The following is a 13,629-nucleotide window of genomic DNA, read 5'->3' as shown; positions in this document are numbered from 1 at the left end:
AGACAGCCTCGGTATCGCCGGTCGCTCCGCCCGCGGTCTCCGCCCCGTTGGGGCACCCCGCCCCGCCCACCTCGCCGGCACCGCCGCCCTCACCGACGCACGCGCCGGCCCCGGGTATCGGCGCCTCCGTGGCCGACTGGCTGCGAATCCCCCGCCCCCAGGCCGAACCGGGCATCTGGCGCCTCGGCCACCGCCCGCGCCCGCCGGAGGAGCCCGAGCAGGTGCCGGCCCGTCAGCTGTTCAGCGGCGCTCTCGTCGCGTACCTGTGCGGCTGGCTCGTCTGGTCCCTGCTCTGGAACGGCTACCTCGGGGGATGGTGGATCTTCGGCGACAGGTGGTGGCTGCTGCCGATCCAGTGGCTGACCCCGGAGAGCTGGCGGTCCAAGGACAGTGCGAACGTCGAGCTGTACGTCGCGGCGAGCTATCTCTACTACGCCCTCGTCGTCGGCCTGCTCGCAGTCGGCTTCGGCCGTATCGGCAACTGGAACGAGGTCTGGCGGCGCTACGGGGTCCCACTGTGGCCGCTCTTCGTACTGCTGCCGGGTTTCTGGCGCGAGATGCCGCGCACCGTCGACTGGCTGACCTGGGTGTCCAACGTCTACTACGTGCTCCTCGTCGCCGCCGTGCTGGCGGTCATCGGGCGCGCCGGCACCTGGCCTCCCGTACGACGGCGCCTCGGTATGGCCGGCCCGGACGAGCCGCCCCCACCGCCTCCTGCCGACGCCGACCCGGCGGACTGGCCCGAACTCCGCGCCGCGGGACTGACCGAAGCCGCCGCCAAGCTCGCCGAAGCCGTACACCGCGGCACCCTCAGCGATGTCGACTACGCGCGGATCCGCCGAGCGTGGCAGGGCGTCCGGACCCGGCCCGAACGGCTGCCCGCCTTCACCGACACCGTCCGGGCCCACGGGGCGGGCGCCTGCGCCCACCCTTCGGGCGTGCGCGACCTGCCGCTGCGCACCGCCAACCACGACCTCGCCACCGGCCAGGTCAGGATCGGCACCGCCGCGGACCACCCGCGCAATCCGTACGCGCGACGGACGACCGGCGTCGCCCTGGAACCGGGGCTGCTCGGCACGTCGCTGCTCGCCGTCGGCCCCGCCGGCTCCGGCAAGACGCTCAGGCTGGTCCGCCCCGTCGTCGAGTCGCTCTGCCTCCAGGCCCTCGCCAACCGCGCCGCCGTCGTCGCCGTCACCGCCTACGGGGCGGCGCTCGCCCCCGACGACTCCTTCGACCTCGTGATCGCCGTCGGCCGCCCGGGCGCGACCCACGATCTCGACCTCTACGCAAGCGCCGACGACCCCGACGAGGCCGCCAGGACGCTGTCGGAGGCCCTCGTGGGGGATCTGGCGGCCGGTCTCCCCGGCGGAGACAGGCGCCGAGCCGCGACCGCGCTCGCCCAGCTCATCGGTCCGTACCGCAGCGTCCACGGGCACTTCCCCGCCGTCCCGGAACTGCGGGAACTGATCGGCGGTTCCCCCGTGGCCGTCCAGGCACTGCGGACCGCGCTGGAGACATCCGCGGACCCCGGCGCGGCCGCCCAGCTGCGCGAGCTCGACGCACGCGAGCGGCAGGCGACGCGCGGCGACGACATCGGCGTGCTCCTGGCCGAACGCCTCGCCTTCCTGGACCGGCCCGCCTTCGCCGACTTCTTCCGTACGGACGGCAGCGGGCGATCCTTCTCGCTGCGCGCCATCGAGCATCCGCTGAGGGTCAGGATCGACCTGCCCGAACGGGGCCACGCCGAGGCATCGCGGATCATCGCCCGGCTCCTCCTCGCCCAGTTCACCGACGCCGCGCTCGCCCGCGTGGACCGCTCGCTCTTCGCCTGCCTGGTCCTGGACGACGCGACGTACACCGTGACGGGCGACTCCGTCCGCGCCATCCAACGGCTGCGCTCGGCGAACGCCGGAGTGATCCTCCCGCTGCGCACCTTGGAGGACGTCCCCGATCCGCTGCGCGGCCCGCTCCTCGGCGCCGTGGGCTGCCGCATGGCGTTCTCCGGGCTCGGAGCGTGGGACGGCGGGCGCTTCGCGGAGAGCTGGGGCACCGAGTGGGTCCAGACCCGCGACGTCACCAACCGGCAGATCATCTCCGACGAGCCGCTCACCAAGGCGCTGCACTTCATGCGGCGGCTGGTGACCGGCAAGGCTGCCACCGCCGAGGCGATCACGGTGCGAGAGGTCGAGCGTGAACGCTGGTCGGCCTCCGAACTGGCCCACTCCGTGCCGGCGGGCCACGCCGTGCTCTCGCTGACCACCGTCAGCGGGGAGCACGCGCCGCCCATGCTGGTGGACCTCCGTACCTGAGCGACCGAGCGACCTGAGCGGAGGGCGATCTCCGTACGTAGGCGGCGTCGGCGGACATGGCCACGGCGAGGAACGGCGCATGCCCAGGGCCGTCGGCTGTCCGCGTCGCCCGGACTCGCACCCCTGTTCTCGTACACCCTGGCAGAATTGACGTGAGCCGTTTCTACGAGACGGCGAAATCGTCCGCCCGTCCTCTTCATGAAGGTTCTACGGTCCGCCATGCCGCCCACGCTCGCCTCGCTCATCCAGCACTCGGCGCTCAGACTCACCGTGCGCGCGGGGGCGGACCGGCTCGATACACCGGTGCGCTGGGCGCACGTCAGTGAACTCGAGGACCCGGTGCCGTACATGGACGGCGGCGAACTGCTGCTCGTCACCGCGGTCACACTGCACGCCGAGGACCCCGAGGCCATGCGCCGCTACGTACGACGCCTCGTCGGTGCCGGCGTCGTCGGGCTCGGCTTCGCCGTCGGCGTCAACTACGAGGACATCCCGGACGCCCTTGTCGACGCCGCGCACGCGGAGGGACTGCCGCTCCTCGCGGTCCCGCGCCGTACCCCCTTCCTCGCCATCAGCAAGGCCGTCTCGGCGGCGATCGCGGCCGATCAGTACCGGGCGGTCACGGCAGGCTTCGAGGCGCAACGGGAGCTGACCCGCGCGGCGCTCTCCGAGGGGCCCGCCGCGCTGCTGGGCCGCCTTGCCGCGCACGTCGACGGCTGGGCCGCGCTGTACGACGCGACGGGCGCCGTGATCGCTGCCGCGCCGGACTGGGCCGCACGCCGCGCCGCCCGCCTCACGCCCGAGGTGGAACGCCTGCGGGAGCGCCCCGCGCCCGCCAGCGCCGTGGTCGGTGATCCGGACGACCGGGTCGAGCTCCAGTCGCTGGGCAGCGGCCGTCGCGTACGGGGCGCGCTCGCTGTCGGCACGGGGGCGGCGTTGGGCACGGCGGAGCGTTACGCCGTGCACTCGGCCGTTGCCCTGCTGACGCTCACCACGGAGCGGTCACGCGCACTCCAGCAGGCCGAGCAGCGGCTCGGCTCCGCGGTGCTGCGGATGCTGCTCTCAGGACAGCCCGACCACGCGCGGGCGGTGGCGGGTGATCTGTACGGAGGGCTGCTGGACGCCCCGTTCCGGTTGCTCATCGCCGAACCGGCCGAGGCGGCGTCGGACCCCCGCGACCCCACCGCCGACCATCCGCTCCGGTCGCTGACCGACTCGCTGGAGGCGTCGGCGGCGCACGGGGGGGAAGTGGTGCTCGCCGTGCCCGACGGCGAGGAACGGCTCGTCGTGCTCGCGGCGGACGCCGGCGCGGTCGCCGCCGCCTGCGAGACGTACAAGGAGCAGGAGGCGGACGACGCCGGGGTCGTCATCGGCCTCTCCGCCCCGACGGGGCCGATCGCGGCTGCGGGCGCCTACAAACAGGCCGAACAGTCGCTGTCCGTCGCGCGTCGACGGGGCCGCGCGCTGGTGGAGCACGAGGAGCTGGCAGCCGGCTCGCTCCTGCCGCTTCTCGCCGACGACGCCGTGCGGGCCTTCGCCGACGGAATGCTCCGCGCGCTGTACGAACACGATGCCAAGGGGCGCGGCGACCTGGTGGACTCCCTCAGAGCCTGGCTCTCGCGCCATGGCCAGTGGGACGCCGCGGCGGCCGATCTGGGCGTCCACCGGCATACGCTGCGTTACCGCATGCGCCGTGTGGAGGAGATCCTGGGCCGAACGCTGGACGACCCGGACGTCCGGATGGAGCTCTGGCTGGCTCTGAAGACCACCTCGGCGACGCCGCTGCCGGGACCTTAGCGAACGCCTGCGGCCCGGAGCCACAGCGCATCTCGCCTCAACTGCCGCGACGTGTTCGGCATTTACCGCGCGAATCGCCGCGCGCGCCCGGTTCGGGCCTACGGGTGGGCGGTGGACCTTTGTCCGATGGGCCTCGAAGGCAGCGGCGCACCGGTGTCGTGTGTGCCAAAGCGTCACAGCCCGCGCCTGTCACCACTCCACCCCGGACAAATCCCGTGGACGTTCCGCGCCCCTACGGTGGGGGAGACAACTCCACCACTTCGGAAGGGCCGGGACTCGCAATGCCGAACGAAACTGTGGCAGCCACCCATGCCTTCTGGCTCGCCGGACGCCAGGCCACCGGTGAGGAGACCTTCGACGTCACGTCCCCGTGGGACGGCCGGCTCGTCGGCAAGGTCGCCGTCCCGACAGAGGCTCAGGTCGAGGAGGCCGTCGCCGCCGCCTACGCCGTGCGCGACGAGTTCGCCGCGACGCCCGCGCATGTCAGGGCCGCCGCGCTCGACCACGTGTCCCGGCGTCTCGTCGAGCGCACCGAGGAGATCGCCCGTCTGATCTCCGCCGAGAACGGCAAGCCCATGAAGTGGGCGCGCGGCGAGGTGGGCCGCGCCGTCTCGGTCTTCCGGTTCGCGGCCGAGGAGGCCCGGCGGTTCAACGGCGGCGAGGCCCAGCGACTCGACACCGACGCGGGCGGCACCGGTCGCCTCGCGCTGACCCGCCGCTTCCCGCGCGGCGTCGTCCTCGGCATCGCGCCGTTCAACTTCCCGCTGAATCTCTGCGCCCACAAGATCGCCCCGGCCATCGCGGTCGGCGCCCCGATCATCCTCAAGCCCGCCCCGGCGACCCCGCTCTCCGGTCTGCTCATCGGCGAACTGCTCGCCGAGACCGAGCTGCCGGCCGGTGCCTGGTCGGTGCTGCCCGTCGCCAACGACCGGATGCCCACCCTCGTACAGGACGAGCGGTTGCCGGTGATCTCCTTCACCGGCTCCGACAAGGTCGGCTTCGCCATCATGGACTCGGTGCCGCGCAAGCACTGCACCCTCGAACTCGGCGGCAACGGTGCGGCAGTTGTCCTTGCCGACTACGCGAGCGAGAAGGATCTCGACTGGGCGGCGACCCGGATCGGTACCTTCTCCAACTACCAGGGCGGCCAGTCCTGCATCTCGGTGCAGCGCGTCGTCGCTGACGCGTCCCTGTACGGGCGCCTCGTACCGAAGATCGTCGCCGCCGTCGAGGCGCAGATCACCGGAGACCCGTCCGACGACGCCACGGACGTCGGCCCCCTTGTCAGCGAGGACGCCGCCAAGCGCGTCGAGGCATGGGTGGACGAGGCCGTTCAAGCCGGCGCCCGGCTCCTGGCCGGCGGAAAGCGCGACGGTGCCTCGTACGCGCCCACCGTCCTCGCCGACGTCCCGCCGGACGTCACGATCTCCTGCGAGGAGGTCTTCGGCCCCGTACTCACCCTCAGCCGGGTCGACGGTGAGGACGCGGCGTTCGAAACGGTGAACGACTCCAAGTACGGCCTCCAGGCGGGCGTTTTCACACACGACGTGCAGGCAGCGTTCCGTGCCCACCGGGCGCTCGAGGTCGGTGGCGTGATCGTGGGCGACGTCCCGTCGTACCGCGCCGACCAGATGCCGTACGGCGGTGTCAAGCAGTCCGGCGTCGGCCGCGAAGGCGTGAGCTACGCGATGGCGGACTACACGTACGAGCGCGTGATGGTCTTCACGGGCCTCGCCCTCTGACGGAGTGGACGCGCCACGCGCATCAGTACCGAGGAGAGATGGCCGAGACCGCCGCGCGGCGGTCCCGGCCATTTCCGTGTACGCCTACGGGTCCCTCCCCGCGGCCCCGACGGCGCGCGTCAGGGCTGGCTACGGCCTCGGTATTCGGGTAGATACGGACGAGTAGTACCGGCCGGTACTTTTCCACCAGGGCGGCAGTACAGCGTCTTGGCCGGTCGGCCCATCGACCCGACGTTCGCGGCGAGGTGAGTTCCCGATGTCCGCTCCATCCGATTCATTCGACACGGCCCAGCGCTCGGAGCCCAAGGTCTCCGAGCGGGAAGCACGACAGGTGGCCGAGGCCGCCCGTGAGCAGGGCTGGCGCAAGCCGAGCTTCGCCAAGGAGCTGTTCCTCGGCCGTTTCCGGCTCGATCTCATCCACCCCCACCCCGCACCCCAGGCGGAGGACGTACGGCGCGGAGAGGCCTTCCTGGCCACGCTGCGCGAGTTCTGTGAGACGAGGATCGACGGGGCGCGGATCGAGCGCGAGGCGCGCATCCCCGACGAGGTGGTCAACGGCCTCAAGGAACTCGGCGCCTTCGGTATGAAGATCGACAGGAAGTACGGCGGCCTCGGCCTCACCCAGGTGTACTACAACAAGGCCCTCGCCCTGGTCGGCATGGCGAACGCGTCGATCGGCGCGCTGCTCTCCGCGCATCAGTCGATCGGCGTACCGCAGCCGCTCAAGATGTTCGGCACCCAGGAGCAGAAGGACACGTTCCTGCCGCGCCTCGCCCGCACCGACATCTCGGCCTTCCTGCTGACGGAGCCCGACGTCGGCTCCGACCCCGCGCGGCTCGCCACCACGGCGGTGCGCGACGGCGACGACTACGTCCTGGACGGCGTCAAGCTGTGGACGACCAACGGCGTCGTCGCCGACCTCCTCGTCGTGATGGCCCGCGTACCGAAGTCGGAGGGGCGCAAGGGCGGCATCACCGCGTTCGTCGTCGAGGCGGACTCGCCCGGCATCACGGTGGAGAACCGCAACGCCTTCATGGGTCTGCGCGGCCTGGAGAACGGGGTCACGCGCTTCCACCAGGTGCGCGTCCCGGCGGCGAACCGCATCGGCCCCGAGGGCGCCGGCCTCAAGATCGCCCTCACCACCCTCAACACCGGCCGCCTGTCGCTGCCCGCGATGTGCGTCGGCGCCGGCAAGTGGTGCCTCAAGATCGCTCGCGAGTGGACGGCGGCACGCGAGCAATGGGGCAAGCCCGTCGCGCACCACGAGGCGGTGGGGGAGAAGATCTCGTTCATCGCGGCGACGACGTTCGCGCTGGAGGCCGTGGTCGACCTGGCGTCCCAGATGGCCGACGAGGACCGCAACGACATCCGTATCGAGGCGGCGTTGGCCAAGCTGTACGGCTCCGAGATGGGCTGGCTGATGGCGGACGAACTCGTCCAGATCCGCGGCGGACGGGGCTTCGAGACGGCGGACTCGCTGGCGGCCCGCGGTGAACGCGCCGTGCCCGCCGAGCAGGTGCTGCGCGACATGCGGATCAACCGGATCTTCGAGGGCTCCACGGAGATCATGCATCTGCTGATCGCCCGCGAGGCGGTCGACGCGCACCTGGCGGTGGCCGGCGACATCATCGACCCCGACAAGACGCTGTCCGACAAGGCGAAGGCCGGGGCGCAGGCGGGCGTCTTCTACGCGCGCTGGCTGCCGAAACTGGTCGCGGGTGCCGGCCAACTCCCCAACTCCTACGCGGAGTTTCACCCCAAGGGGCATCTGGATCTCTCGGCGCACCTGCGCTATGTGGAGCGGACGTCGCGCAAGTTGGCCCGTTCGACCTTCTACGCCATGTCGCGCTGGCAGGGCGGGATGGAGACCAAACAGGGCTTCCTGGGCCGCATCGTGGACATCGGCGCCGAACTGTTCGCGATGAGCGCGGCGTGCGTACGGGCCGAGATGCTGCGCACCGGGGGAGAGCACGGCCGTGAGGCCTACCAGCTCGCCGATGTGTTCTGCCGGCAGTCCCGGATCCGGGTCGAGGAGTTGTTCACGCGGCTGTGGTCCAACACGGACGACGTCGACCGCAAGGTCGTGAACGGTGTGCTGTCCGGTACCTACACCTGGCTGGAGGAGGGCATCATCGACCCGAGCGGCGACGGCCCCTGGATCGCTGACGCCACGCCGGGCCCCTCCGAACGGGACAACGTCCACCGGCCGATTCGCTGAGCGACGGCGGGGACAGAGAGCCGGCCGCACGAAGAGACCACCGGGCCGCGTCTTCCTTACGGAAGACGCGGCCCGGAGTGTGCGGGGCGGTGCCTCAGTTGAACGGGTCGAGCGTGAGGAACGCCTGCCGCGGGTCACCGTTGTGCACCAGCGACTCGTGGGCGCCGACGTCGTCGAAGGCGAAGCCGTACGCCTTGCCGTCGACCATCTGCGCGTGGATCTTCCGGGAGTAGTGGTTGGTGACGGAGTCCTTGTAGAAGTCCGCCGAACCGGCGTCGGGCTGGTTGGGGTTGGTCAGGAGCGTGGAGCGGTTGAACCCCGCGCACAGGGTGCGTGAAATCGGGCCCCGTACTTGGTCGTTGGGGGCGTCGAGCAGCTTGTAGCAGCCGAAGATGCTGTCGGCGTCGGGCTTCTGGAACGAGGTGACCACCGCGCCCGAGGTGTTGGTGAAGTTCATGACGTTGCCGGAGACCCTGCCGACGTACTTGACCGCCGGCTGATTCGCGAACGGGGTCACCGTGAGTGGGGAGTTGGCGTACTTCGCCCACACCCGGTTGATGTAGTCGTTCATGACACCGGCCGGCAGAGCGCCGGACGCGATGCCGTGACCGGGCGCGAGAGCCCGCAGAACGGTGCCGTCCGACCGGGTCTGGATCAGACCGGCCCAACCGCCCGGCTGCCCCCTGAGAGAGTCGAAGAAGCCGTTGTAGCCACCCGGCTTCAGATGACCCGTGGTCTTGGTGGTGCCGTCGGGACCCTTGACACCGACCGCGTACGGCGCCGAGAACATGTCGACCTGGGTGCTGTTGATCCACAGACCGGCGTCGTTGAGCGTGTACTCCGACCAGTTGAACAGGATGTTCCTGTTCGGGTCGCTCGGATTCTGCACGGCGGGCTGGACCAGGCCGCCGGTGGCCAGCCTGAAGTCGAGCTTCTGCCCGTACGAGAAGTAGACCCGTCCGGAGAACTTCGGCAGCTGGATCGTCTTGCTCTGGCCCGGGGCCGGACCGGCGATCGAGGCGTCGGGCGCCGGGGTCGGCGGATTGCCGCCGCCGGGCCAGGCGTGGAAGGTGCCGTTGGAGTCGGCCCAGCCCTGCCGGCCGGACGAGAGCTCCGTACCGAGGTTGTAGATGTAGACCTGCTCGCCGCGGGCGGAGTTGTTCGTGATGGTGAACGGAATGGTGTTGGGAACGGCGGCCTCGGCCGGGGCCGCGGCTGTCAAGGCCGTGAATCCGGTGGTGAAGACCACCGCGGCAGCCAGAGAAGCCAGCAGCTTGCGTATCGCAGGCACTCGCTCTTCCTCCTCGTCAGGTAGATCCCAGTGGGGGCGGTGGGGGGCGGAATCTGACGTACGGACGCCGCCGGTGAGGCGGTGCGAATGAAGGGTCGGCAGCCGGAACCGGAAGCCGGGAACGGGGAAACCGGAAAGGGAGCGACTCCTCAGTTTGGTACAGACCTTTCTGAGAGCGCTCTCAGAATTGCGCCACGCGTGAAGCGTGTCAATGCGGATGCCGCAACTTGCCGAAGATCTCTCGACGCCGACGCCGACGCCGACGCCGACGCCGACGCCGACGCCGACGCCGACGCGGGCCGGGCCGAGGCGGCGCGGCGTCGCCGCCCGGCCGGTGTGTGACCCCGGCGGCTCGCATGCAGCACAATCGAGCCTCGACGTGACCACACGGGGCACGAACCGCGCGCTCGGCCGAGGACGCCGCCGGGGACGCGGGGTCGAGGGCCCCGTCAACCGACGATTGGGGCAGGCATGTTCGGGGCGGGGAACCAAGGTCGGCCCGGCGGCCGGCGCGCACGACTACGCCGCGTGGCGGCGCTCGCGCTCGTCGGCGCCGTACTGACCGGCGCGGCCGCCTGCGGTGGCGACGGCACGAGCGACGGCGACAAGGGTGCCGAGGAGTCGGGAGCGGACGGCAAGGCGCCCGCCTCCACCCCCGCCGGAGACGCCGTAGACTCGGCCGGCTCGGACGAGTCCGCCGACAACGGTGGCGCCGGCGACTCCGGGGCCGGCGGAACCGGGGCCCTCAGCCTGCGCGACCTCACGAGCCTCGCCTTCACCGACGGCGAGAAGATCGGCAAGTACACCGCGGGAGAGTTCTCCCTCGGCGCGCCCGGCGGCGAGGACTACACCGCCGACCCCGCCACCTGCCAGCCGCTCGTCAGCCTCGCCAAGGGCGCCACCGCCTTCGACCTGGCGTCCGAGGTGAACCGCAACGTCGACGTCGCCGAGGAGATGGTGGGCACGACCGTCGCCGTACAGCTCCGCTCCTACAACGGAGGCGGCGCGGCCGCCGTCATGAAGGCCCTCGGCGCGGCCGGCAAGGAGTGCGCGGGCGGCTTCGTGGAGAACCGGGCCATCGCCAAGGGGCAGTACCTGAAGGTCGAGCCGGTCAAGGCACCCGACCACGGCGACGAGGCGCAGGCGTACCGCTTCACGATCCTCGACGTGAAGGGCACGCTGAAGCTGTACGAGTACCTCACCGTCGTACGTTCCGGCACCACCACCCTCTCCTTCCGGGCCGACATCCTCGACACGAAGGACATCGGCGGGGTGCCCGAAGAGGTCATCACGGCGCAGTGGAAGAAGTTCGAGGCGGGCGCGACGGGCTGACAGCCGGGACCGGCCGGCAGGACCGGCCGGGACCCGTCCCGCGCCCCGGTTTCGGCCCTCACTGCCCGCGCCGTGGCCGGATGCGGCAAGAATGGGGCCATGAGCGACAGTCCAGCCCCTCTCGCCGACCCCCATATCGCCTTCGACGCGTCCGAAGGCCGCCGGGACATCGTCGTCCTCGGCTCCACCGGGTCCATCGGCACCCAGGCGATCGACCTGGTCCTGCGCAACCCCGACCGCTTCCGTGTCACCGCGCTGTCCGCCGCAGGCGGACGGGTCGGGCTGCTCGCCGAGCAGGCGCGACAGCTACGGGTGCGCACCGTCGCGGTCGCCCGCGAGGACGCCGTGCCCGCACTGCGCGAGGCGCTGGGGGCGGAGTACGGTGCCGAGCCGCTCCCCGAGATCCTGGCCGGGGCGGACGCCGCCACCGACCTCGCGACGTCCGCGTGCCACACGGTTCTCAACGGCATCACCGGATCCATCGGCCTCGCGCCGACCCTCGCCGCCCTCGAAGCCGGCCGCACGCTCGCCCTGGCCAACAAGGAGTCGCTGATCGTCGGCGGCCCGCTGGTCAAGGCGCTCGCCGAGCCGGGGCAGATCATCCCGGTCGACTCCGAGCACGCCGCGCTCTTCCAGGCCCTCGCGGCGGGCACCCGCGCCGATGTGCGCAAGCTGGTCGTCACGGCCTCCGGCGGCCCCTTCCGCGGCCGTACGAGGGCCGAGCTGGCCCACGTCACCCCGGACGCCGCCCTCGCGCACCCCACGTGGGCGATGGGCCCCGTGATCACGATCAACTCCGCGACCCTCGTCAACAAGGGACTGGAGGTCATCGAGGCGCATCTCCTGTACGACATCCCGTTCGAACGCATCGAGGTTGTCGTCCACCCCCAGTCCTACGTTCACTCCATGGTGGAATTCACGGACGGCTCGACCCTCGCGCAGGCCACGCCGCCCGACATGAGCGGTCCGATCGCCGTGGGCATCGGCTGGCCGGTACGGGTGCCGGATGCCGCGCCCGCCTTCGACTGGTCCACGGCGTCGACCTGGGAGTTCTTCCCGCTCGACAACGAGGCCTTCCCGTCGGTGGGACTCGCCCGGCATGTCGGATCGCTGGGTGGGACTGCTCCGGCGGTGTTCAATGCCGCCAACGAGGAGTGCGTGGACGCGTTCCTGGCGGGGCGGCTGCCGTTCAACGGCATCATGGATACCGTCACCGAAGTCGTCGCCGAGCACGGACAGCCCGCCAAGGGAACCTCGCTCACCGTGGCGGACGTCCTCGAAGCGGAGACCTGGGCCCGCGCCCGGGCCCGCGAAGTGGCAGAGAAATTCGGCGAAGAACAGCCAGCGGAGGCTCGCGCATGACGATCCTGTTGACAGTCCTCGGCATAGTGATCTTCGCTGCGGGGCTGCTCTTCTCCATCGCGTTCCACGAGCTGGGTCACCTGTCCACGGCCAAACTCTTCGGCATCCGCGTGCCGCAGTACATGGTCGGTTTCGGCCCCACCATCTGGTCGCGCCAGAGGGGCGACACCGAGTACGGGCTCAAGGCGATTCCGCTCGGTGGCTACATCCGCATGATCGGGATGTTCCCGCCGGGCGCCGACGGACGCATCGAGGCGCGGTCCACCTCGCCCTGGCGGGGCATGATCGAGGACGCCCGCTCGGCTGCCTTCGAGGAGCTGAAGGAGGGCGACGAGACCAGGCTCTTCTACACGCGTAAGCCGTGGAAGCGCGTGATCGTGATGTTCGCGGGACCCTTCATGAATCTCGTCCTCGCCGTCGTGATCTTCATGGGCGTCGCGATGAGCTTCGGATTCCAGACCCAGACCACCGAGGTCGCCGGCGTTCAGAAGTGCGTCATCTCTCAGAACGTGGCGCGTGAGAAGTGCGAGTCGGGCGACCCCGTGTCGCCGGCCCGCGCCGCCGGTCTCAAGGAGGGTGACAAGATCGTCGCCTTCAACGGACAGCGGGTCGGGGACTGGTCCGCGCTCTCCAGCCTCATCCGCGAGACGATCGGCCCCGCCACCATCACGGTCGAACGTGACGGCAAGGAGCAGGTGCTCCAGGCGACGCTCGCGAAGAACATGGTGGCGCAGAAGAACTCGGACGGGGAGGTCGTCCCGGACAAGTTCGTTCCCGCCGGCTACCTGGGCTTCGCCGCGGCCACCGAGATCGTGCCGCTCTCCTTCGGAGACTCCGTCGACCGCATGGGCGACATGATCGTGACCGGTGTCGAGTCGATCATCGCGCTGCCCTCCAAGATCCCCGATCTGTGGAACGCGGCCTTCTCCGACGGCGACCGCAAGGACGACTCGCCGGTGGGCGTCGTCGGCGCCGCGCGGATCGGCGGCGAGGTGATGACGCTCGACGTCCCGGCGCAGAACCAGATGGCGATGATGCTGTTCCTGCTGGCCGGATTCAATCTCTCGCTGTTCCTCTTCAACATGCTGCCGCTGCTGCCGCTCGACGGTGGGCACATGGCCGGGGCGCTGTGGGAGTCCGCGCGGAGGAAACTCGCCCGCGTCTTCAAGAGGCCGGACCCGGGGCCGTTCGACGTCGCGAAACTCATGCCCGTCGCCTACGTCGTGGCCGGGATCTTCATCTGTTTCACGCTGTTGGTGCTGATCGCCGACGTGGTGAATCCGGTCAAGATCACGTAGCCGACGGGGAGCCTGGCGCCCGGAGCGCTCCCCGCGACGGGGAACGGCTCAGGCCGTCGAAGCGGATACAGGTTTACGGCCGGGTGTCTCTTTGATCCCGGCCGTAAACCTTTGGAAGGTTTGCGCACAGCGATGTGCTCGTTCGGTGGGCCGGTGCCGTAATCTCGATGGTTGGAGCCCGCCGAACTCGGGACCACGAACCACACCTTGGGGTTGCACAGCAGATGACTGCGATTTCTCTCGGAATGCCGGATGTTCCGACGAAGCTGGCCGATCGGAG

General features: G+C 70.7%; 9 protein-coding genes. 8 read left to right on the top strand and 1 reads right to left on the bottom strand.

Annotation, left to right across the window (positions count from 1 at the left end; translation table 11 throughout):
• The first annotated feature begins 47 nt into the window (after window positions 1-47).
• The 4 genes from P3L51_RS30590 (at window position 48) to P3L51_RS30575 (ending at window position 8,066) form a co-directional block, all read left to right on the top strand.
• Window positions 48-2,309, top strand: a complete 2,262-nt coding sequence (locus tag P3L51_RS30590; RefSeq protein WP_435594562.1) for an ATP/GTP-binding protein — start codon at window positions 48-50, stop codon at window positions 2,307-2,309.
• A gap of 219 nt (window positions 2,310-2,528) precedes the next feature.
• Complete coding sequence (locus P3L51_RS30585) at window positions 2,529-4,106, top strand: PucR family transcriptional regulator (RefSeq protein ID WP_354608576.1); 1,578 nt, start codon at window positions 2,529-2,531, stop codon at window positions 4,104-4,106.
• A gap of 296 nt (window positions 4,107-4,402) precedes the next feature.
• Window positions 4,403-5,848, top strand: a complete 1,446-nt coding sequence (locus P3L51_RS30580; protein ID WP_354608575.1) for an aldehyde dehydrogenase family protein — start codon at window positions 4,403-4,405, stop codon at window positions 5,846-5,848.
• Window positions 5,849-6,104: 256 nt separating this feature from the next.
• The gene (locus P3L51_RS30575; RefSeq protein WP_354608573.1) at window positions 6,105-8,066 is read left to right on the top strand and encodes an acyl-CoA dehydrogenase family protein; all 1,962 of its coding nucleotides are present in this window, start codon (window positions 6,105-6,107) and stop codon (window positions 8,064-8,066) included.
• Between the two features lie 94 nt (window positions 8,067-8,160).
• Here the strand turns inward: P3L51_RS30575 and P3L51_RS30570 are convergent, their stop codons facing one another.
• Window positions 8,161-9,357 carry a glycoside hydrolase family 64 protein gene (locus P3L51_RS30570; protein ID WP_435594561.1) on the bottom strand — a complete coding sequence of 399 codons (1,197 nt, stop codon included), beginning with the start codon at window positions 9,355-9,357 and terminating at the stop codon, window positions 8,161-8,163.
• A 198-nt stretch (window positions 9,358-9,555) separates the two neighbouring features.
• Here P3L51_RS30570 and P3L51_RS30565 point away from each other — a divergent pair, with 198 nt between their 5' ends.
• The 4 genes from P3L51_RS30565 (at window position 9,556) to P3L51_RS30550 (ending at window position 13,349) form a co-directional block, all read left to right on the top strand.
• Window positions 9,556-9,699, top strand: coding sequence for a hypothetical protein (locus tag P3L51_RS30565; RefSeq protein ID WP_354608572.1), 144 nt, complete (start codon window positions 9,556-9,558; stop codon window positions 9,697-9,699).
• A 186-nt stretch (window positions 9,700-9,885) separates the two neighbouring features.
• Window positions 9,886-10,689 carry a hypothetical protein gene (locus P3L51_RS30560; RefSeq protein WP_354608571.1) on the top strand — a complete coding sequence of 268 codons (804 nt, stop codon included), beginning with the start codon at window positions 9,886-9,888 and terminating at the stop codon, window positions 10,687-10,689.
• A 99-nt stretch (window positions 10,690-10,788) separates the two neighbouring features.
• Entirely contained in the window at window positions 10,789-12,051 is a 1,263-nt protein-coding gene (gene dxr / locus P3L51_RS30555; RefSeq protein WP_354608570.1) for a 1-deoxy-D-xylulose-5-phosphate reductoisomerase, read from the top strand.
• Window positions 12,048-13,349, top strand: a complete 1,302-nt coding sequence (locus P3L51_RS30550) for a M50 family metallopeptidase (RefSeq protein WP_354608569.1) — start codon at window positions 12,048-12,050, stop codon at window positions 13,347-13,349. The genes dxr and P3L51_RS30550 overlap by 4 nt, the downstream gene beginning before the upstream one ends.
• Window positions 13,350-13,629 lie beyond the last annotated feature (280 nt).

The sequence above is a fragment of the Streptomyces panacea genome, assembly GCF_040560175.1.
GTDB lineage: Bacteria > Actinomycetota > Actinomycetes > Streptomycetales > Streptomycetaceae > Streptomyces > Streptomyces panacea.
This window is presented reverse-complemented; position numbering and strand designations above follow the sequence as displayed.

Coding starts and splice junctions, on each gene's coding strand:
- P3L51_RS30585 (WP_354608576.1), top strand. CDS start 2,529: ATGCCGCCCACGCTCGCCTCGCTCATCCAGCACTCGGCGCTCAGACTC.
- P3L51_RS30575 (WP_354608573.1), top strand. CDS start 6,105: ATGTCCGCTCCATCCGATTCATTCGACACGGCCCAGCGCTCGGAGCCC.
- dxr (WP_354608570.1), top strand. CDS start 10,789: ATGAGCGACAGTCCAGCCCCTCTCGCCGACCCCCATATCGCCTTCGAC.
- P3L51_RS30550 (WP_354608569.1), top strand. CDS start 12,048: ATGACGATCCTGTTGACAGTCCTCGGCATAGTGATCTTCGCTGCGGGG.